This window comes from Nitrincola tibetensis (assembly GCF_003284585.1).
GTDB lineage: Bacteria > Pseudomonadota > Gammaproteobacteria > Pseudomonadales > Balneatricaceae > Nitrincola > Nitrincola tibetensis.
Genome location: NZ_QKRX01000002.1, coordinates 423,002 through 443,629 on the forward strand (window position 1 = coordinate 423,002; position 20,628 = coordinate 443,629).

Below are 20,628 nucleotides of genomic sequence, written 5' to 3' on the forward strand. Positions count from 1 at the left end.
CCAACAAATGCGAAACTCCTCTGTAATTCCTTAGGTGTTACGATGACCGGCGAAAAACGCACTAAGTTCGGCATCCGGAACTTGATCATTCGAATAGTTAAACGTGCCATCTACAACCATTTCTTGCGCGGCCCTTCGCATGAGTCCGTAAGTGGCACGAGCGAGACTCCCTCCGATACTCGCTCTATAGCGAGTGGCAGGTCGAATAGTGGAGTGGATAGATCACCGGTAAAGTCTTCTATGTTTCCCCCTCCTCCATATTAATAGGGTATTCGTGTCAGCGCTTTTGTACCTGCAGTAATCGGTCAAATGGAACCGGTCCAAAGACACCGATGAACTTTACCCCGTGAAGCTCATTCCGTGGTGCCAAGAGCACGTCTCTGTGTGCCAGCCTACGAAACCTGGCCCCAAGTTCTTGCAGTTCATCTCGCATAATAGCGATGCTATGAATTTACAGTGACACACCCGCCTTGTTTCAGGATGCGCTTAGTTGAAGCTGGATTATTTGCTAACAGTGATTCCGGTCTTATAGGGCGTGGAACCAGGTTCCCGCCGCAGTTTGGGCACTGATGCTGCAAAACACTTTCTGCGCAACTTGAGCAGAAAGTGCATTCAAACGTACAGATGACCGCTTCGCTTGAATTCGGCGGCAAGTTTTTGTCACAGCACTCACAGTTTGGCCTAAGCTCTAGCATAAAGTCTCCTCTTCTGTACCTGTATAGCGCATTGCTTACTGGATTAGAACACTATTCTACGATTTTACTTGTCAGTAACTTAAAGCCAACTACTCCAAAAAATACAGCAAAAACAGCCTCAAATGCCACTTTGGATTTTAGATATTATCATTTGGCCTCAATCACGTCTCTGATAACACTTCCCAATTCGGCAATCGCAGTGTTTCTGTCTTCAAAGGACGCTGTCGTTTCTGTTATGTAAAATGCCACAAGTATCGGTAAGCGCTCTGGCGGCCAGATTACCGCCGTAATAGCTCTAGACCCGAATCCGCCCGCTCCCGTTCTATCGGCTATAACCCATTCTGCGGGCATACTTGCTCTGAATAAGCCGTCAGCCACTTTATTTCCGACGAGCCACTCTCGCAATTGGCTTTTAGAGTTGGGTGACAAAACATCACCCAGCAGCAACCCTTTAAGATTACCTACCATGGCATTGGGCGTGGTTGTATCTCGATCATCATTTGGAGTCGCCTGATTCAGCTCTGTTTCCCAACGATCCAATCGCGTGACATTATCGCCAATTCCCCTCGCAAATTCAGTCACGACCTCTGGCCCACCTATGGCCTGTAAAATGAGATTTGCAGCCGTGTTATCACTGGTCGTCAGTGTCGCTTCGCATAACTCAAAAAGTGACATTTCCCGACTATCGGCATGCTGCTCTGTAATAGGTGAGTAAGTCACAAGATCGGATTTTGAAAAACTGACTTTTCTTTCAAGTTGCTCTTCATTGCTATCAACACGCTGAAGCAAGGCCGCACAAGCTAATGTTTTAAAAGTACTGGACATAGCAAAACGTTGATCTGCATTATATTCCCAGCGCACTCCTGTCTCTGAATCATATGCGGAGAAACCGATCCGTGCATCAAGCACATTTTCTATGCGCTGGAGCTCGGTCATCAGGGCATCGTCCTGAGCCTGCACAAAAACCGAAGGGAGCATCAAACATACAGATAAAATACCGCTTAAGAAAAGCGGCCCACGGCGTTTACTCATACCTTACACTCCTTTAAGAATAAGAGTCTTCCTGAACCATTTTTCATAAGACAGATTCACGACTTTCACTGAGGGTTCAACCCTAACTCTTTTTGCTTACGCTTACTCAGCCCGAGCGAGACAATACGATAAGATTCTGACAAATAATATCTTAACTCTTCGTCCAACTCACTAAATGTGCCTATTTGCTGTATCCATTTCATACCACGGTTGGCAAAGTAAGGCGCTGGTATGTACCCATCTAGGTCGCTGAGAAGATCAAAATTCAAATCTGAAACTTTAAATGTAAATGCCGGTTGTTTATCTTTTCCCCATCCACCAATAGCAAACACCTTGCCGCCGACTTTCCAAACCTGCGAGTTTCCCCATTGCACAACGTGGGTAGTCGCTGGAAACGAACCACAAAAGTGATTGAACTCATCATAATTCATGTTTGTATTTCCCAGCCTTAAAATGCCGTCATAAGCCGCATGTGTTACTCATTGCGATTACTCCACCTCACTGATCAATGCACCGTACCCCTGCATTGCCATTTCTTCAATTGGGATAAACTTCATCGCAGCGGAGTTCATGCAATAACGTAAACCCGTGGGAGCCGGACCATCGTTGAAAACGTGTCCCAAATGAGAGTCAGCGAAGCGGCTACGAACTTCAGTCCGTACCGAGAAGAAGCTTCGATCCTCTTTTTCAACCACCCAATCTAGATTAATAGGTCGAGAGAAGCTGGGCCAGCCGGTGCCCGAGTCATACTTGTCACGAGATGAAAATAGAGGCTCGCCAGAGACAATATCGACATAGATACCAGCTCGCTTCTCATCATTGTATTGATTCCTGAAAGGACGCTCCGTACCGTCTTTTTGAGTAACGTAATACTGTTCCTCTGTAAGACGCGCCTTAAGTTCACTGTCGCTCGGTTTTACAAATGTATCAGGGTTAAATCCCTCTACATGAATTGACTGCGGGCTAGATTCGCTAGAATGAGCGTCCCCAGACACCTCGACATTTTGCGGATGGTACAGAGAATAATCGACTTCTCTATCATTCCCCCAGACGGCGTCGATGAACTGGTAACGCCCTGAGTTGCGTGTGTAAAACGTGTATCGTACTGGATTTTTCTTGTAATAATCTTGGTGGTATTCTTCGGCCTCGTAGAATACTGTGAAAGGGACTACTTCAATTACCACTGGTTTGTCATAACGGCCAGATGCTTCCAGCGCCATCACCGCAGCATCGGCTGCTTGCTTTTCTGCTTCGTTATGATAAAAAATGGCGGGACGATATTGCCGACCTCGATCAACATACTGACCTTCAGCATCCGTCGGGTTGGCGGTCCGCCATAGAGTCTGCAGAAGCCCTTCATAGGTTATCACCCCTGGATCATAATACACCTGCACCGCTTCAGTGTGTCCAGTAAGCCCACCAGCCACCTGCTGATAGGTCGGATTTACTTCATCGCCACCACTGTAGCCGGATACCGCCTCTACCACTCCAGGAACCTTCTCAAAGGCTTCCTCTACGCACCAAAAGCACCCGCCTGCGAAGGTGGCAACAGCTAACTTAGGGTCATCGGGTGCGTATTTAGAACCTAGATCGTTGGATGCGCTTAGCTGGAATCCAGCCAGCACCATGACTGTTGCTGTGAGCATTAATAACAGATAGCGTTTCATAACTTTATCCTCATATCCTGTGAATACTGGAGTCAGTTTGCATCAGATTCATCACAGGCAGCTCTCCAATTTATTACGTTTTTATAACATCGGCACAGTTAGGTGCATACACGGGTAGCCGTATGCAGAAAGATGCCCCTCCATTCACACAGTTTTCAACACGGATATCACCGCCTTGAAGTGCCATAATCCTGCGAGCAATCGCCAGTCCAAGCCCAGCATGGCCAGAACCCGAAGAGTCTCCCCGATAGAAAGGTTCAAAGATATGCGGCAAGTCTTGTTCTGAAATACCAGGACCTGTATCACGAACACATACCTCTGGTACGCCGCTCTCCTCATCAAGGATCACTTCAATGCGCCCCCCCGCGGAGCTATAAGCAATGGCGTTGCCGATCAAGTTATCCAACACACGCTCTGTCATGGCCAGATCAGCGTAGGCGATCGGTAAATCTGGATCTCCCTTCAGGCTAAGCTCCAGTTGATTGTCTTGAGCGGCTTGACCGTGCTTCTGGACCACGTCGTGCACGAGCTCAGCAAGTGGGAAGGGCTCTGGTACGGGTTGCTTTTCTCGGGCTTCAAGTGCAGCCAGCTCGAATAACTCATCAACCAAACGGCTTAAACGCCGACCTTCCTTGAGGGCAATATCAAGAAAGCGATCCTGTTCCTGCTGACTCAGCCGATCACGTCTTAATTTCAAACTTTCAATATATCCCTGCATGGAGGCCAAGGGTGTGCGCAGGTCATGTGACACCTGTGCAACAAACTGACGGCGCTGAGCATCTTTTTCCGTCAATTGTTCGATCTGAGTGGCTATCCGGCAAGCCATATCATCAAAAGTAGCACCTAGGTAATCGATCTCATCTCTCACCACGGGTCGCTTGTCTCGCCAAGTAATTGGCGGTGTCTCGCTCATGTCACTGTTTTCAAACGCTTCGACCAGACGCGTCAAATCGGTCAGTCGACGAGTCAGCAAACGGAAAACCGCCAGCCCTGCCACCATCACCACTGCCAGACTGATCAGCAATGCCCAGACGCTTAACTCCAGCAGTTGCGCACCCCGCGCCATGGTTTCCGCAGCATCGTATTCTTCACCCCGCAACACCACATAAAGATAGCCATCAGGATTCTCTACCGATGGCACTGGGGTTACGGAAAATATTTTCTTTCGGTCGTGACTGCGAGGGTCATCACCCAAAATGGGATAACGATTCATGTCTCCCATCAGCTGGTGAAGTGGCTCCAGTGAAACTTGTTTGCGCTTAATCTTTGTCGAATCGGCTGAATACGAAAGAATCACTCCATCCAAATCCAGAAAATAAATTTCGATGCTGGGGTTGATGGTCATGTAGAGTGTAAACAACGCTTCCAAGGCGCTACGGTCTAGCTGACCCTCGCTGACAAGATTCCTGTCAGATACAAGGCTCTTAGCCAGATCCCGATGCAACGCTTGGTTGACTGATGCACTGTATTCACGAAGCGAATACTGGCTGATAAAGGTATACAGAAGGCCCACCGCCAACAAGAGTAAAAATAGCCCGAGCGCCAAGCGAGTGTAGAGTGTTTTCAACATGGGCTATTCCCGAAAGCGATAACCCACACCCCAGACAGTCTGGATAAATTCCGGTTGGGCTGGATTGCTTTCAATCTTGCCACGCAAGCGATTGATATGGGTATTAACGGTATGCTCGTATCCTTCATGATTGTAACCCCAAACGGTATCCAACAACTGGACTCGGCTGAATACTCGACCCGGATGGCTGGCAAAATGCCAGAGCAGGTCAAACTCTCGAGCGGTGAGCTCCACCTCCTGATCGTTGATGAACACACGTCGACGCACTGGGTCAATACGCAGCCCATCAAGCATCAATTCGTCACTACTCGCTTCTACAGTAGGCGCAGAGGCCATCGCATCCACCCGCCGGAACAAAGCTTTCACCCGCGCGGCTAGCTCGGCTACGCTGAAAGGCTTGGTGAGGTAATCATCTGCCCCCATTTCCAGACCCAGAACTCGGTCTAGCTCCGTACTTTTAGCTGTCAACATCAGCACCGGAACATACCCTGATCCCGCACGTATCTCGCGGCACACAGACAAGCCATCCATTCCTGGCAGCATCAGGTCGAGAATCACAAGATCGATACCCCCTTCACGAAACCGCTCAAGACCCGTATCCCCCCGCTCACAAAGAACAGGGGTCATGCCAAGCTCGGCCACATGCATACTCACAAGCTCACCAATACCGGGGTTGTCTTCAACGATCAGTACGTTTCGAGTCATATCTTAGGCTCTGGCAATACAGGAGGCGTGCTATCCATGTAAGTCAGAAAATTTTCCCACAGGTCATGAGTTCGTTGTTTGGTTAGCGTTGTTCGACAAGAAATTGTTATAACGCCTCTAATTGTTCCTTCACGCCATTGTGTGTAAACAGAATCACAATGGGACGTGTAGTAAGCCTCCCAGTCCTTTTGCGCGACTTGGATTGCCTCGACAAGCTCGGGATCATCAGCATTGTGCTCTAGACTGGCTTGAAGATAGTGTTCCATCTCACGCTGGGCCAAATCAAGCTCAATGCTTGCGCACGCGTTTATTTCAAGCGTTGAGATCGCATTTTCACAATCAAGTGACTCATCCGCAACGGACACAGACACGAAAAATACGGTGAGTGCTATACCGAATGACTTTTTCAACAACATCCTTGGTACACTCCTTGATGAATTTATCGTTTGGCTTCACGTTCCACAAGATAACCAATACATAGCCATACTCCAAGCCAAAATATGATGGCCATAACAATACCAAACCCAGATGGACTGGACCAACCCCAGCCATCAGAGCTTTGAAACACAGGTAGCCCAATCAAGTTAAATCAAAAGCTGACTTTATTACGCAGTGTCTTCGTTTTACCACGCTGAGTTTTATCATCTACTCGGCGGCGCTGAGAGCCCTTGGTGGGTTTGGTTGCTCGGCGTAATTTAACCGGTTTAGTAGCCTCCTGAATCAATTCTTTTAGCCGCTGCAGAGCATCTTCCTTGTTCATTTCCAAAGTACGAAAGCGCTGAGCTTTGATCACAACCACCCCATCCTGGGTAATCCGCTGATCTGAATAGCTCAGTAACCGCTCTTTATAAATAGGCAGCAAAGACGATCGCTGAATATCAAAGCGTAAATGCACGGCAGAAGAGACCTTGTTAACATTTTGCCCACCCGCTCCTTGGGCACGAATCGCTTGGAAGTCAAATTCCCAGTCAGCTAAATGAATATTTTCAGTAATTTCGAGCAAAAGAGCCTCTTTGTTAAGCTATTATCTGCTGATCAGTATAACCGAAATGATCGATGTAGTTGCAAGGTGAAATTTAGCTGGACTTTATTGCCAATTAAAGCGATTAATGAAGTTCTAGACGAGCAAAAGGAAAACACCATGTCTAAAATCACTCTCAGTGGTTACATTGAAGTACCCGCTGAAGACCTAGCGGCCATTTGCCTTGAGTTGCCAAACCATATTGCCTTAACTGAACAAGAAGCAGGATGCTTGCTTTTTACTATCACCCGAGATCCAGTAAACCCGCATCGCTTTGACGTATATGAAGAGTTCACCGACAAGGCCGCGTTCGAGCAACACCAAGCCAGAGTCAAGACATCCCACTGGGGCTTGGTGACAAAAAATGTCGAACGCTTCTACAACATCACGAAATCCTCTTGAACAATGCCTTAGGCTGAATAACAGTTATGTTTTTGGGCATTATTGTTCTAATCCTTAGACTGAAGCTCAAAATTGCTATGATTAATCCGTTGATCTTGCCCATAAGTCGCCAAAACGATCTCGGTGACACAAGTATAAGCGAAGATCAAACTCAAGCTGGTGGTAGTCGGGCTCCATATAACAGCAGAGCTTGTAAAATGCCTTGTCATGCTCCTTCTCACGCAAATGCGCGAGTTCATGTACTAGAATCATCCGTAAAAATGGCTCCGGAACTTTACGAAATAAAGCAGAGACCCGAATCTCGTTTTTCGATTTCAGTTTAGCGCCCTGCACCCGCGATACATACGTATGTAAACCTAGCGCATTGTTAATGATGTGAATCTTGTCATCGTAGATCACTTTGCTGATCGGCGTTGAGCTGCGCATAAACTGATTTTTAATGCCTTGGGCATAGTCGTACAAAGCCCTCTCCGACGCCAACTCATGTGCTTGCGGATACTTCTTCTGTAACCAAACACCAGATTTGTTGTTATCCAATAACGCCAGCGCCTGCTGCTGAACTTGTGGGCTGTAACAACTGAGGTAATTGAGTATTTTTGTCTGACTCATAAAACTATGTATCACCCTACTAAAAAGGATAGGCCCTTTTTAATGGTTCCCTCCTCTATACTGTTTCGGGGTTACGCCAAAGTGGTTTTTGAACACTTTGCTCATGTAACCCACATCTGTCATGCCCACTTCATCTGCCAAACGAGATAAGGAGTGATGGCTATGACGTAACCGCCAAGCGAGATGTTTCAAGCGCATTTCTTGCCAGTAGGCGCGCGCCGTCAAATCAAAATGCTCCATAAACAACCGATCCAATTGTCGCCTACCCACTCCGACCTGAGCAGCTAAAGCCTCTATACTCATAGGCTCCCCAAGAAACTGCCGCATCAACGCCAACGCTCGACTCAAGCGCCGCCCTGTATCCGGTTCGGAATGCAGAGACTTAAGTCGGTGACTCGTTTCTCGTGTTTCGTCGACTAGCATATCCGCCAAACCTTTCAGGGCTTTTTCACGGCCACAGTGGCGACTTAATAGCTCAGTTGCCAGATCAATAGCAGCGGTTCCACCCGCACAGCTGATCCGCTTGCCATCCAGCAGATAGAGCTGCTCAGTACTCATTTCAATATTGGGAAACAAGATAGCAAATTCACGTGCATGTCTCCAATGCACCGCCACTCGATGATTTTTCAAAAAACCAGCCTGAGCCAATAAAAAACAAGCATTATCAATGCTAACCAGACTCAACCCATACTGATTGGCTTGGCGTAATATCCTACGGTAGCGAGTCGTTAACGCTGCACTCTGGCCTGCTTCTCGTGCGCCAAAGATCACCAAGTATTGATAGGCAGGCCAATCCAAATGCTCTGGAGTGGTCTGAATTTTGACCTCAACCCCACAGCTCGCAGCGACACTGGCACCCACTTCGTAGCCAAGCACCTGCCAGCGGCAATAGCGCTGCTGACTTAGGTCTTCATCATCAGCCGAAAAACGCAGCTTATCAAGAAACCCGCCGAATGGCAGCAAGGCAAAACCAGGCAGCGGTAGTAATAGAAAACCAACATCTGCTCGCTTCATGCAGCATCCTGTCTAATATTTACCAAATAATGTCCAATATTTACACATATAAAGCCGAATGTCGCCTGCATACTGAGCACATTGTTAATGTTATCTTGCTAAGGAGTTTTGTATGACACTGGAAACCTGGTTGATCTATCTTGTCGCCACACTGGGACTATCTTTGACCCCAGGACCCAACAGCTTGCTGGCACTAACACATGGCGCAATCCATGGACCTACACGCACGCTGAAAACCATTGCAGGTGGAGCTGTTGGCTTTGCATGCGTCATCGCCCTCTCGATGTTTGGCATCGCTTCTTTGCTCACTCTGGCTGAGGAGTTGCTGTTGGTAATGAAAATTATAGGAGGGATATATCTAGTGTGGTTGGGTATTCAAGTCTGGCGCTCACCTGCTCCAGGGCGGTCCGACATGACCAACGACGGTGTCTGCGGTTGGCATATGGCACGCCAAGGTTTTTTGGCAGCCCTCTCAAACCCTAAGGTAATCCTATTCTTTGGTGCGTTTCTCCCACAGTTCATCAACCCTAGTAATGACCTTTGGATACAGTTCTTAATTATGATGCTCACGTTTGTGCTAATTGAATGCCTTGTCGAACTGTTTATTGCCGGATTCGCCAAAAGCGTTTCCAACTGGCTAGGACGCTGTGGCAAAGGATTCAATCGAGTGTGTGGCAGTTTGTTCGTGTTGATTGGTGTAGGGCTTCCGCTGAGTAACTAAAGCCCTTGTAAAGCTATCGAGCTCTACGCAGCAATACACACTTCATTACGACCGCCATTCTTGGCCCGGTAAAGTGCTAGATCAGCGGCAAAAATTAGCTCCTCCACAGACCCAGTGATATCAGGATAGGCCACAACACCCACGCTGATGGTAATCGTGCCTAAGTTACATCCGGCATCAGCCCAGCACTCCGATTCGATATAGCAACGAAGTCGTTCTGATATTTCGTTACAAACATCATCTCAGGAACCTGCGCAAGCAATTCGAGTATAAACAGCCGTTAAGATTAATCAAACCACCAATGTGATTGGGTCATCCCGTAAATGGATGACAGTAATTATGCGAACAAAACTCAATTTAAAATAGCCGCTACTTAGCAAAATCCGTTAAAATACGCCCTTTTGTAAAGAACTATTTCTTAATGGCCAAATCAGGTTCCGCGACAACATCAAGTGCCCCGCAATTACATCCGCGTAATCTGCATCAAGGCCGTTACAACCTGCAAGCACTTACGAGCAGCCACCCAGCCCTTGCCTCATTTATACGCGACAACCCCAAGGGCGATGCAACTATTGATTTTACGGATGACAAAGCCGTGCTCTGTTTAAATGCAGCACTGTTGGCGCATTACTATCAGATTAAATATTGGCAGATACCCGATGGCTATCTTTGTCCCCCCATCCCAGGGCGGGTCGACTATATCCATTATGCGGCAGACTTACTGGCGACCTTCAATCAACAGACGCCTCCGCAAGGGCGACGTGTTAAAGTTCTGGATATAGGTTGTGGCGCAAACTGTATCTATCCCATCATTGGGGCACGCTCTTACGGCTGGCAGTTCGTCGGCACCGATATAGATGTTATCGCCACGCGCTCAGCACAATTAATTGTTCAATCAAATGCTTCGATCAGCAAGCTTATTAAAATCCGTTTGAACTCTTCAGCTGACGATATTTTTACCAATATAATTCAACCTTCAGATCGGTTTAGCCTGACCCTTTGCAACCCTCCTTTTCATGCATCACAACAAGAGGCCGAATCAGGAAGTCAGCGAAAATGGCGGAATCTAAACAAAAAACCAAATGACACACCAAAAACCCATCTTAACTTTGGTGGCCAAGCATCTGAGCTGTGGTGTGAAGGTGGCGAGCTGGCATTCTTAACGCGCATGATCCAACAAAGTGTGGCTTTCGAATCACAGGTGTGCTGGTTTACCAGCCTTGTCTCTAAAGATAAGAATGTCCACCTGTTAAAAAAACAGCTACAACGTATAGGTGCAGTTCAAATAAAGGTTATTTCAATGTCTCAGGGGCAAAAAACCAGCCGACTATTAGCTTGGAGCTTCATGAATAACAAAGCACAAGAAGAATGGGCCCTAACACATTGGAAAGGTTAAATAAAATATTTATTTTATTACGCAGTTATTGGAGTTAAAGCATGGACATCGGTGATCTAAGAAACGAATACTGCCGCGCAGGACTAACTCGGGAAAGCCTTGCTTTAGACCCGTTTACTCAGTTTGAACAATGGTTTATGCAAGCCAATGAGGCCAAAATACACGAAGTTAACGCCATGCAACTTGCAACCGTATCGGCTGAGGGCAAACCCAGTTTACGTACGGTGCTGCTCAAGTCATTTGATGAGAAGGGCTTTGTCTTTTTTACCAACTACCAAAGTCAAAAGGCTCAACAGATAGATGCAAACCCAGAAGTAACAACACTCTTTTTCTGGAAAGAACTTGAGCGTCAAATAGAAATCAGCGGTCGAGCCGAAAAAATCTCAACGTTAGAATCGCTGAAATACTTTACCAGTCGTCCACGCGGGAGTCAGCTTGGCGCTTGGGTATCGGCTCAAAGCTCTATCATCACCTCACGCAGCCTTTTAGAAATAAAACTGGATGAAATGAAGCGCAAGTTCAGTGCAGGACAGATTCCCTTACCCGATTTTTGGGGTGGGTATCGCATTGTGCCGCATACCGTTGAATTTTGGCAGGGACGACCAGATCGATTGCACGACCGCTTTGAATATCGCCGAACAGGCCCTGAAGAGTGGCAAATAGAACGTTTAGCCCCTTAAAGTTAGCCATAATGGCATGGTAAACATGAACAATCAGCCGAGCACCGAGCATTGGGACATCTTCTGTCGAGTCATCGATAATTTCGGTGATATTGGCGTGTGCTGGCGCTTTGCACGCCAACTCTCGGCAGAGCACGGACTCTGTGTTCGTCTCTGGCTAGACGATCTAAGCGCACTGAAAAAAATCTGGCCAGATGCCTGCTTAGATGCTGAACAGTATCTTGCAGGTGTATACGTACACGCATGGCCTGATACCTTTCCATTGATTAGTGTCGATGATGTCGCAGACGTGGTTGTCGAAGCCTTTGCCTGCGACATCCCCGATAGCTATGTCATGGCCATGAGCCAGCGGCCTTCTCCTCCTCGGTGGTTTAATCTTGAATATCTAAGTGCTGAAGATTGGACTCAGGACTATCACGCTCTGAACTCCATGCATCCAAAGTTTACGCTCAACAAAACATTCTTTTTTCCGGGGTTTAACCAAAATACGGGTGGGCTTCTGCGAGAAAAAGACCTCCTGTTCAAGCGTGATCAATTTCAATCAAACGCAGACATACGCACGCGCACGCTGAACCACTTCGGTATCGAGCCTCAAGCAAACAGCTTGGTTGTTTCGTTGTTTTCATACGAGAACGAAGCCTTATATGACCTTCTTGATTCAATGAAACAGAGTGATCGCGTGGTTCACTGCCTAATACCCGATGGCAAAATACGCCCACAGGTTGAGTACTGGTTGAACCTCGATGAAATGCATGAAGGTGAACTCTACACATCGGGCCAACTTCACCTTCAACGACTACCCTTCTTGCAACAAGATATCTACGACACACTGTTGTTTTGTTGCGATATTAATTTTGTTCGTGGTGAGGATTCATTTGTTCGCGCACAATGGGCCGCTCGCCCTTTTATATGGCATATCTACCCTCAGCAGGAGAATGCGCATTTGGAAAAACTGGAGGCATTTCTTAACCTCTACACAAAAAGCCTAAAAGACAATGAAAAACAAACTATTAGATCTATTTTTTTAGCTTGGAATCAAAACTTAGGTGCTTCTCATTTATGGCAAGAAATACTAGACTTACTGCCTATCTGGAAAGAACATTCACAAACTTGGTGCCAACAACTCAGCTCACAACCTGACTTAGTTGAAAATTTGGTGCATTTTTCTAGAAAACCGCTATATTAACCCGCAATTTTATCCATTACGTTGAGAGTCAACCATGAAAACAGCTCAAGAACTGCGCGCTGGAAACGTCATCAGCATCAGCGGCTCACCCTGGGTCATCCTAAAAGCCGAATTCAGTAAATCTGGCCGCAACTCAGCAGTTGTTAAAATGAAGCTGAAAAACCTACTGTCCGGCATTGCGACAGAGTCTGTGTACAAAGCGGATGAGAAGTTTGATGACATTATTCTTGAGCGCAAGGAAGTCACCTACTCTTACTTTGCAGACCCTCGTTATGTCTTCATGGACACAAACTACGAACAGTACGAAATCGATAAAGAAGATCTAGAAGGCGTGATGGATTACATCATCGACGGCATGGAAGATGTCTGCGAAGCCGTTTTCTATGAAGGCAAAGTCATCTCTGTGACCCTGCCCAACACGATTGTTCGTGAAATCGTCTACACTGAGCCTGCCGTTCGTGGTGACACATCAGGCAAAGTCATGAAAACTGCAAAACTTGCCAACGGCACTGAGATTCAGGTGTCTGCGTTCTGCGAAATCGGCGACTCTGTCTCTATTGATACTCGTACTGGCGAATATAAGTCACGCGTCAAAGCATAACGGCCCTCTGTGTCAATTTGCCCAAGGAACAAAGCATGCACTTCCCTTGGGCAAATACTCACCGCATCACCGGATAAAGACCAAACTCAAGCGCTCAATTAAAGTATTTGACGTAGATTTATCCGGCATTTAATGCGTAGCATCAACAATCCCCCTTCGATTACATGAAAGTTCGCTTAATTATGCTAAACTGTCATCTTAGTATTTTATTATCCCCATGATGCTGTGCAACTCTTAAATCGCCTTCAAGAGGTCTATTGCGAGAGAACAGTACTTCGCTTTTATAGTCCTTGATTGAGAGACACTCCAATGCAAAACCTTACCCAAGATGGTCAACAGTTCGTTAACAACCTTTGTGCCAAATATAACCTGAGTTACGATGCGGTCATGCACATGCTAAACGCCGTCAACAACGGATATGGCACCCAAGCCCAATTCAACTGCCAAGAGCTTGGTGGTCCTGGTCAATGGATGCAAGGTGGCATGACAATGGTGGGGGATATGTTTAATCACAACTTAAAAATGATAGTAGACAATCTGTGTAGTGAGCTTGCGAACGGCCTTGCCAGCCTACAAGTATTTGCACCTCTACCCAAGGGCACTCCAGGAAGCAATCAATGGTGGCCAGGCGACTTAGGTCAACCCTTTAGCAGTGGCGCTCAAAACAATATTCGTTATGCTGTTTTCCCTAACCGCTTAGCCGTTGAACTGAATGGCCAAGTCACCGTTTACGACACCTTAAATCACAATATTGGTGGGGTAAGCCAGCAACAGGGTAACGATACATCGCTCACCTTTAGCAGCCAGTACGGCACGCTTGCAGTCAGCCAGCTACCGATTGTGTCAGGTACAGGATTAGAGCCTGCACCACAACGGAATTTTGCCGAGCCTGCGCAAAACACCCAGCAAAATGACACTCCCCGTAATTACAACGCACGCGACAACTCGTCCTTCTCTTCGGTGGACGACATTCTGCAACTGATTGAAAAGCTGGCTAAGCTGAGAGATGCAGGTGCCATTTCAGAAGATGAATACTATGCTAAGAAAACAGAATTGCTGAATCGAATCTAGATGATAGGCCTTGTCTGCGCAAAGCAAAGACAAGGCCATCCAAATACCAGACTGCTGGATATCCCTCGGGGATACAAACAGCTGTTATCCAATCCAGCCTAGCTGTGCTTCTTTATTGCAACATTATTGCTAAGCTCATCATCCGGCTCAACTCCTGGAGACTCATCCGCATGTGGATCCTCCCAACCCGTTATCATGGTTTTGATGTGGGCTACCGGCGTATGGCCTACGGTTGCAAGATACACATGCAGCAATAAAAAACACAGCATCATAAAAGCACCAAGCGTATGTAAGGAGGCGACTTGCTTAAGAGCCAGAGGTACATAGTCAGCCATACTCCCCCAGAACAAATAGACCAAACCAGAGACCCAAAGCAGCGGATTAATCACCAACTTCACACCCAAATATGCAATGCGCTGAAGTGGATTATGCTTACGGTCGGGTGTTTTATGATAGGGATGAGGCTCTTTTTTGAACATGCCATACGCATAGTAACGCGCCATCTCTATAAGCTTCTCATGCGTCGGCACATAGTGCTTCCACTGCCCCGTAGTAAAGTGCCAAAAAATTGCAAATATCCATAGGGTAATTAACAACCAGGCAGCAATTTCATGCACCTCAACGGCTGTTTTAAAACCAATGACTGCATGAGTGCCATGAATGGCGAACCCACTAAATAACAGCGTAAGCACCAAGCCAGCCTGACACCAATGCCAAAAGCGCTCAAAACGCGTATACAAATAAATACGTTGATTCATGTCAGCCCCCAGACTTTTTGTTACGTGTTACAAAACGCATCGAGCCATGCCCCGCAGCTCCCAGAAGAATCAGCCCAGCCAACAAAAAGCCTGCCTGATCGAGCAAGGACTGCCGGTGATGCCCAGGCATCCAGATTCCTTTCACGCCAGCTAAACGACCCTCGGACGTATGACAACTCGCACAATCAAGCGCCTGCTCTTTAGGGGCCACCATGTGTGTAATCGGCCAATCCATTTGCGTATCGACAAAATCATAATGTCCACTAAAGGGCCGCCCACTACTCTCGGCACCAGCCAGCAGCGCTTTATCCCAATCAAAGTTGTACCAAAATGAAGTATCATTCGGGATTGCCACCTGTGGGACGAGCAGCGTTTTTAACTCGGTATCATAGGGCTGACGACCTTCAAAACGTTTAAATGGCCAAATGCGTGCATCAGCCGAGCCTGGCTCACCTAAAAAGCGATTAATGGCCACCCTATCGCTTGGATCAATTTGGCTATCGGGCTGAATGTAACTAACATCACCGTTGAACCATTGATACACAGGTTCAACATTTTGCCCTAAATTAAAAGAACCTTTACGACTATCGTACGTAATATTCCCTTCTTCATCGTAGGTGAAAAAAGGCTTTCCTTCCTCCGTCAATTTACCCGCAACAGACCAATCCCAACCCATTCGAGTAGGAACACCTCCTCTTGAGAAAGCAGGTATATGACAAGTTTGACAAGCGATGATGTCTGCATGCTGATTTAGACGTGATGAGTGCATTAGGTCGCCCTTATGCGGATCATTGCCATGACAAGACTGGCAGCTAGCAGGGTTTTGATACTCGGAAGGATGCTGCCCTCTCATCATCGCACCACCACTAGGGGCTGCTGCCATACTGATACGACTACCGGGCACTTGGTGCTTATCCGTTTGATGGCAGTCACTGCAGCTAAAGTTAAGACCATCTGAAGCCATATGCACATCTAACTCGCGACTTGGATGAACAAGAGATGAGTCTAGATCACCGTGTTTAACGCCATCACCACCGCCTCCATAAAAATGACAACTACCGCAGGTTTCACGAGAGGTTGAGCCTATTTGTTGAGCAACACCGATAAGATCGATAGCTTCAATAAACTTACCCGATCCTTTGGGCCACTCTTGACGCTCATAGGATGGATGACCTGCCATACCCGCAATTTTTTTGTACTCGCCGGTATTATGGCAAGCCAAGCAATCGATATTTGTAGGCTCGTTAAAATCAAAGGTGTTATCTTGCCACCCGTAGCCAATATGACAGCTGTGACAAAAGGCTTCGTTGGAGCGATCACCGATACAAAACCCATTTAACATGGTTTTTTTACCTAACACCTCTCCTGTGAGCGGGTTTTCATACTCCCAAGTCCAGTGACGCGTTTGCATCACTTGGTGAGCCGCCTCGGTATGGCAACTCAAACAAGCGGCGGTTACCTCTTGACCAGATGAAAAAGGCCCTTTCAGCACCTCAAATTGACTATGATCTGCCGTTGAAGCCTGTGTACTCAAGGACAATACACTGCAAAGCATCGACAGAATAAATACGAATATTTTCTTATGTTTATAAGCCACTATTTTCCCTTCACTGGATTCTTCAAGTTATTAGAAAGCAACTCGCACTCCAGATCATCGACAGCAAATAGCGTGCCGTCTTAATACTTAAGTAGAATATACTTATAATCAAGATTTATAAGAAGAAAATAGACTTACTTTTTACAATGAAAATCACAGACAAAATAATGACATTATTTACATGTCATAAAGAAGAAGCTATGCCAAAAATGACACAAGACTCACGCGTTAACAATATGTGCGCTTGATACATCAGCATGAAAAAGCAGTCTGTTGCAGAAAGGGTATTAGGGACTGTGCTGCTGCCTCATGCTGTCGGCAATCACTAGGCTCAAAAACTCGAACCCGGCTGTTTCAAAAACTCGATTTCTTCAGACGTAGATTCCCGGCCCAGGATCTGATTACGATGCGGATAGCGTCCAAAACGATCGATGATAACCTTATGCTTGAGTTCGAATTGATAGTTTTCAGCCGGTGCATACTCGCGGTACAAACGCTCCGCCTCGACATGAATGAGCGCCGACTCACTGTGCATGTACGGAAGCAACAAAAAGGCCCGTTCTGTTTCCGAAAGCTGCTCATGAAAACCCGCAGCCACGGCCTCCTGAGCAAGAACCAATGCCATCGCATCTTGTGAAAACGCAGCCGGAGTATTACGATAAATGTTTCTTGAAAACTGGTCTAGCACAATAATTTCCGCTAGACGCCCCTTCCCATCTTTACGCCATGGATACAACTCACCTTGCGATGCTTGCGTCACAAGAGCGCCAAACCGCGTTTTGATCTGATCATCAAAATCCGAGTCTGCAACCCACCACATCTTTGGCTCAATTTCTTCAAACCAGAATTTAAGAACACTGTTGTACATAACGAATTCCTCTTTATCTGCAGCTGGCTTCATTACCGATGTTCACTGCCTTAAGCTCCAAGTAACGGGAGATGCTTCAAGCTATGATACTTCAATGCCAACTGGAGGCAATGACTTAGTGGCCCGTCTTCAATAGAAGCACTCAAGGGAATCACAATAGCTCTATTCCCTTCATACTCGAATTCATCTTGATATATTTCCTTGAAGGTTCCGATTAAACGGGTCTGACAGTGAAAATACACCTTGATGACAGATGGATCTTTAGGCTTCCAGTCGATTCGAAGGGTACTCCCTCCTTTTACAAGGTAACTGGCTTCGCCCCACTTGAGCGTTTCTTCAACTCGACCCAAGCCATTATCGTTTGCAACTGCAAATATTAGGCGGCGGACATTCTCGAGTTGCATTTGCGCTTCCAAGGGATAGGTAGCGAATTTACTTTGTATTTCAGGTTTCATAAAGTATCTAAATCCAATCCCAAGAACTCTGTCCCAGGAACTGGATTGCTTGTCACAGGTGGATGTTGCACGAACCCATACGACTTATATAATCTCAAGGCAGTCTTGAACTCAGGCAGCACATCAAGGCATATTTTCTTATAGCCGCTACTGATCGCTTCTTGCAATATTCTCTCAACCAACTTAGCACCTAAATGCCTGCCACGAGCACTTGGCCTAATATACACCCGCTTCATTTCGCATGTAGCGTCATCCAACTTTCGAAATGCAGCGCACCCTACAGGATGACCATCTATTTTCAACAGAAATATTTTGGATTCGTCAGCACTGTACTTCTCAGTCAACTGGCCAAACTCCTCATCATTACCTTGAAAAGAAAGATCAGCTGAAGTGCTATCGATATACTCGTGATACAAATCAAGAACATCTTTTAGGTCGGCAGGAAAAACAGCCCTTTCTAATTTATACAAACAACCCTCCTAGTGGCAAATTGTACGAGCACTCGCGGAACAACTACGACAGTCCTGACCGCTTCAAATTGATTACGCTCAGTATAAAGTTATGAGGTAGAAGAGATCTATAGGAAGACCACCATCCGCCCCAATAAATCAGTGGAGTAAACGATAAGAAGCGATTCAGAATTTAAAAACTTTCTTTTTATAAGCACCAAAGGTTATGTTTTATGGTTCTTTGGTTGTTATTTTCAATTTTCATTTAACTAATTGGATATAAATTCATATAGTGTCTCTTCAGTCTAACTTATCGGATTTCAAAGCAATCAATATTGCACAGACGATACAAGTAAAGATAGCATTTTCTACTGAGATAACTCTATTAACTATTACGATAAAAAATTAAGGGTTTAATATTTTGGATACATACAAATTCAATGACAAAGAAATCAATTGGCAACGACTTGAAGCCTTTGATAACTTCCAATATTTTATCTTAAACATAGACAAAACCAATAAAATAATAGACTTACTTTTTAAATTTGAGGCAAACAGCCCAATAGTGTTGCACAGGCATTGTGCTTTGAACCATACGTTTGTAGTTGAGGGAGAGCATTGCATTTACAACGCTGATGGGACACTAAAAGAGGTAAGACCTACAGGGAGTTATACCGTAAGCCCTCCTGATATCGAGCCACACCGAGAATGCGGTGGAAATCAACCAACAGTTGTTTTTTTTAGCATCCGGGATCCGGGCAACACAACGTATGAAATACTAGACGATAATCAGAATATTATCGCGACATTTGGGCTTGCAGAGTTTGAAGGACTACAGGCATTACAGAATAAGTAAATTTATCAAAATATAATGAGAAACTGGGCCAAACCAACCAATGGAAACATATGCCTATCGTAGTTTTTCTACTGGCACTTTCTTTCCATTTCCAGTTCAACTCTTAACGCTGAATGAGCATCATTCGCTGCGTATTTTATCTGATGCTCATTCAGAGGATATATTGCCCAGTTTGATTTTTGTGCGCTCTTAGTGAGCCGTTGATTAAACAACATCGCAACCGCTACTCTAGCACCAACGTGTTGTTTTACATTCACATATCGCATCACTTTTGAAGACAACTCTTCTGAGTTGATTAATGTTATTCCATACTTTCGGAAAAGAAGCTTTTTGTCTTCTTTTAACCCAAAGCCCACCTTCTTTATTTCAGGGTCGGATAACACCCCTTCGAGAACAGTAATATTTTCATGAAATTTAGTAGGGAATAAATACGCTGTAGTTTCTGTGGCGAGCTGGATCAAATGAGGCCCATCACTCACCTCCCCTTTTTTAAAACAGGGTTTACTCTCTGTGTCGAACCCTAGACAAGCGTGCTTTTTTAACTCTGCTACTGCACGTTCGGCGTCTTTCTTGTTTGTCACAACGATGATGTTGTCCTGACCAAGACCATCATAAATAGGTAAGTCTCGGATCTGCTCCTTTGTTGGCCTTTCCATTGCATTCCTTACTTTAAGAGAAAATAGTACCGATTGAACAAATGCCTGCTCGCCCTATAACATCGGAGTTCAAAGCCGCCCTGCTTGTACCGCACCCATTGGAGCACAGACTTAGGGTACAGTAACCTATAAATTTGAGGCTCTACTGTTTTAATGCATACTAGACAATTTTCAGTCTGCATTTAACTCATGAATAAACGTGTTTATATCAGGAAGATTACCATACTGAACAGAGTTATCCGCAATAGAATCCCAGACTGCTTTTGAATCTGTACAAGGATGGGCAACAATTTCGACAGAAGTTGCGTCTATCAGCGCGCCGACCGGAACCCAATAATAAGCCATTCCTCGAAGCTCATTTGGAACAGGTGAACCACAATTGCTGCAGAAATCGGATGAAAAACCTGACTCCTTCACCCAGCTCTTAATGTGACTGCGACTTGATAACCACGAAAAATTTTCCACTGGGACTATCGTACCCAAGCTTGAAGAGGTTCCACTTTGGGCTCGGCACAAAGAGCAATGACATTGATATGCTTTAATTTTTGGCAAATCCAATTGAAACGTCGTTTGACCACACAAGCATTTACCTAGAATTAACCACCTCCCGAATACTACA

Annotated in this window: 26 protein-coding genes; 8 read left to right on the forward strand and 18 right to left on the reverse strand. The window is 45.9% G+C overall.

Annotation, left to right across the window (positions count from 1 at the left end; genetic code table 11):
- Positions 1-443: 443 nt before the first annotated feature.
- The 8 genes from DN062_RS04085 to arfB all read right to left on the reverse strand — a co-directional run bounded on the left by DN062_RS04085 (position 444) and on the right by arfB (position 6,672).
- Positions 444-695: a DUF1272 domain-containing protein gene (locus DN062_RS04085; RefSeq protein WP_112157766.1), complete on the reverse strand. Its 252-nt coding sequence runs from the start codon at positions 693-695 to the stop codon at positions 444-446.
- A 147-nt stretch (positions 696-842) separates the two neighbouring features.
- Positions 843-1,727 carry a class A beta-lactamase gene (gene bla, locus DN062_RS04090; RefSeq protein ID WP_112157768.1) on the reverse strand — a complete coding sequence of 295 codons (885 nt, stop codon included), beginning with the start codon at positions 1,725-1,727 and terminating at the stop codon, positions 843-845.
- A gap of 65 nt (positions 1,728-1,792) precedes the next feature.
- The gene (locus DN062_RS04095) at positions 1,793-2,158 is read right to left on the reverse strand and encodes an MmcQ/YjbR family DNA-binding protein (protein ID WP_112157770.1); all 366 of its coding nucleotides are present in this window, start codon (positions 2,156-2,158) and stop codon (positions 1,793-1,795) included.
- 57 nt (positions 2,159-2,215) lie between these two features.
- Positions 2,216-3,394 carry a peptide-methionine (R)-S-oxide reductase MsrB gene (gene msrB, locus DN062_RS04100; RefSeq protein ID WP_112157772.1) on the reverse strand — a complete coding sequence of 393 codons (1,179 nt, stop codon included), beginning with the start codon at positions 3,392-3,394 and terminating at the stop codon, positions 2,216-2,218.
- Between the two features lie 73 nt (positions 3,395-3,467).
- Positions 3,468-4,964, reverse strand: a complete 1,497-nt coding sequence (locus tag DN062_RS04105) for a HAMP domain-containing sensor histidine kinase (RefSeq protein ID WP_112157774.1) — start codon at positions 4,962-4,964, stop codon at positions 3,468-3,470.
- Positions 4,965-4,967: 3 nt separating this feature from the next.
- Positions 4,968-5,669 (reverse strand): response regulator transcription factor, encoded by a 702-nt coding sequence (locus tag DN062_RS04110; protein WP_112157776.1) that lies wholly within the window; start codon positions 5,667-5,669, stop codon positions 4,968-4,970.
- The gene (locus DN062_RS04115) at positions 5,666-6,085 is read right to left on the reverse strand and encodes a lysozyme inhibitor LprI family protein (protein WP_112157778.1); all 420 of its coding nucleotides are present in this window, start codon (positions 6,083-6,085) and stop codon (positions 5,666-5,668) included. The genes DN062_RS04110 and DN062_RS04115 overlap by 4 nt, the downstream gene beginning before the upstream one ends.
- 173 nt (positions 6,086-6,258) lie before the next feature.
- Positions 6,259-6,672 (reverse strand): alternative ribosome rescue aminoacyl-tRNA hydrolase ArfB, encoded by a 414-nt coding sequence (gene arfB / locus DN062_RS04120; protein WP_112157780.1) that lies wholly within the window; start codon positions 6,670-6,672, stop codon positions 6,259-6,261.
- Positions 6,673-6,810: 138 nt separating this feature from the next.
- On the opposite strand from arfB, the gene DN062_RS04125 reads away from it, so the two are divergent.
- Positions 6,811-7,092, forward strand: a complete 282-nt coding sequence (locus DN062_RS04125; RefSeq protein ID WP_112157904.1) for a putative quinol monooxygenase — start codon at positions 6,811-6,813, stop codon at positions 7,090-7,092.
- 81 nt (positions 7,093-7,173) lie between these two features.
- Here the strand turns inward: DN062_RS04125 and DN062_RS04130 are convergent, their stop codons facing one another.
- Together DN062_RS04130 and DN062_RS04135 are read right to left on the reverse strand one after the other, a co-directional pair.
- Positions 7,174-7,701: a M48 metallopeptidase family protein gene (locus tag DN062_RS04130; protein ID WP_112157782.1), complete on the reverse strand. Its 528-nt coding sequence runs from the start codon at positions 7,699-7,701 to the stop codon at positions 7,174-7,176.
- A 39-nt stretch (positions 7,702-7,740) separates the two neighbouring features.
- Positions 7,741-8,715 carry a GlxA family transcriptional regulator gene (locus DN062_RS04135; protein WP_112157784.1) on the reverse strand — a complete coding sequence of 325 codons (975 nt, stop codon included), beginning with the start codon at positions 8,713-8,715 and terminating at the stop codon, positions 7,741-7,743.
- 112 nt (positions 8,716-8,827) lie between these two features.
- Between DN062_RS04135 and DN062_RS04140 the strand changes: the two genes are divergently transcribed.
- Positions 8,828-9,436, forward strand: coding sequence for a LysE family translocator (locus DN062_RS04140; RefSeq protein ID WP_112157786.1), 609 nt, complete (start codon positions 8,828-8,830; stop codon positions 9,434-9,436).
- 23 nt (positions 9,437-9,459) lie between these two features.
- On the opposite strand, the gene DN062_RS19180 is transcribed toward DN062_RS04140, so the two are convergent.
- Positions 9,460-9,660, reverse strand: a complete 201-nt coding sequence (locus tag DN062_RS19180) for a GGDEF domain-containing protein (protein WP_112157788.1) — start codon at positions 9,658-9,660, stop codon at positions 9,460-9,462.
- Between the two features lie 197 nt (positions 9,661-9,857).
- Here DN062_RS19180 and rlmF point away from each other — a divergent pair, with 197 nt between their 5' ends.
- The 5 genes from rlmF (at position 9,858) to DN062_RS04170 (ending at position 14,370) form a co-directional block, all read left to right on the forward strand.
- On the forward strand, positions 9,858-10,832 hold the full coding sequence (rlmF, locus tag DN062_RS04150) for a 23S rRNA (adenine(1618)-N(6))-methyltransferase RlmF (RefSeq protein WP_112157790.1): 975 nt from the start codon (positions 9,858-9,860) through the stop codon (positions 10,830-10,832).
- Between the two features lie 41 nt (positions 10,833-10,873).
- Positions 10,874-11,512, forward strand: a complete 639-nt coding sequence (pdxH, locus tag DN062_RS04155) for a pyridoxamine 5'-phosphate oxidase (protein ID WP_112157792.1) — start codon at positions 10,874-10,876, stop codon at positions 11,510-11,512.
- A gap of 25 nt (positions 11,513-11,537) precedes the next feature.
- A complete protein-coding gene (earP, locus tag DN062_RS04160; protein ID WP_112157794.1) occupies positions 11,538-12,698 on the forward strand; it encodes an elongation factor P maturation arginine rhamnosyltransferase EarP in 1,161 nt (386 codons plus the stop codon).
- A 34-nt stretch (positions 12,699-12,732) separates the two neighbouring features.
- Entirely contained in the window at positions 12,733-13,299 is a 567-nt protein-coding gene (efp, locus tag DN062_RS04165) for an elongation factor P (RefSeq protein WP_112157796.1), read from the forward strand.
- Between the two features lie 309 nt (positions 13,300-13,608).
- Entirely contained in the window at positions 13,609-14,370 is a 762-nt protein-coding gene (locus DN062_RS04170; RefSeq protein ID WP_112157798.1) for an SHOCT domain-containing protein, read from the forward strand.
- Between the two features lie 98 nt (positions 14,371-14,468).
- Here the strand turns inward: DN062_RS04170 and DN062_RS04175 are convergent, their stop codons facing one another.
- The 5 genes from DN062_RS04175 to DN062_RS04195 form a co-directional block, all read right to left on the reverse strand.
- Positions 14,469-15,128, reverse strand: coding sequence for a cytochrome b/b6 domain-containing protein (locus DN062_RS04175; RefSeq protein WP_112157800.1), 660 nt, complete (start codon positions 15,126-15,128; stop codon positions 14,469-14,471).
- 1 nt (position 15,129) lies between these two features.
- Positions 15,130-16,725, reverse strand: coding sequence for a tetrathionate reductase family octaheme c-type cytochrome (locus DN062_RS04180; protein ID WP_205126641.1), 1,596 nt, complete (start codon positions 16,723-16,725; stop codon positions 15,130-15,132).
- Between the two features lie 331 nt (positions 16,726-17,056).
- A complete protein-coding gene (locus DN062_RS04185) occupies positions 17,057-17,593 on the reverse strand; it encodes a DUF924 family protein (RefSeq protein ID WP_112157906.1) in 537 nt (178 codons plus the stop codon).
- 50 nt (positions 17,594-17,643) lie between these two features.
- Positions 17,644-17,997, reverse strand: a complete 354-nt coding sequence (locus DN062_RS04190) for a DUF1801 domain-containing protein (RefSeq protein ID WP_239995687.1) — start codon at positions 17,995-17,997, stop codon at positions 17,644-17,646.
- A gap of 47 nt (positions 17,998-18,044) precedes the next feature.
- Positions 18,045-18,518 carry a GNAT family N-acetyltransferase gene (locus DN062_RS04195; RefSeq protein WP_112157806.1) on the reverse strand — a complete coding sequence of 158 codons (474 nt, stop codon included), beginning with the start codon at positions 18,516-18,518 and terminating at the stop codon, positions 18,045-18,047.
- 400 nt (positions 18,519-18,918) lie between these two features.
- On the opposite strand from DN062_RS04195, the gene DN062_RS04200 reads away from it, so the two are divergent.
- Positions 18,919-19,353: a regulator gene (locus DN062_RS04200; RefSeq protein WP_112157808.1), complete on the forward strand. Its 435-nt coding sequence runs from the start codon at positions 18,919-18,921 to the stop codon at positions 19,351-19,353.
- 68 nt (positions 19,354-19,421) lie between these two features.
- Here the strand turns inward: DN062_RS04200 and DN062_RS04205 are convergent, their stop codons facing one another.
- Both DN062_RS04205 and DN062_RS04210 read right to left on the reverse strand, forming a co-directional pair.
- Positions 19,422-20,009, reverse strand: a complete 588-nt coding sequence (locus tag DN062_RS04205) for a 3'-5' exonuclease (protein ID WP_112157810.1) — start codon at positions 20,007-20,009, stop codon at positions 19,422-19,424.
- Between the two features lie 171 nt (positions 20,010-20,180).
- Complete coding sequence (locus DN062_RS04210; RefSeq protein WP_205126642.1) at positions 20,181-20,591, reverse strand: GFA family protein; 411 nt, start codon at positions 20,589-20,591, stop codon at positions 20,181-20,183.
- Positions 20,592-20,628 lie beyond the last annotated feature (37 nt).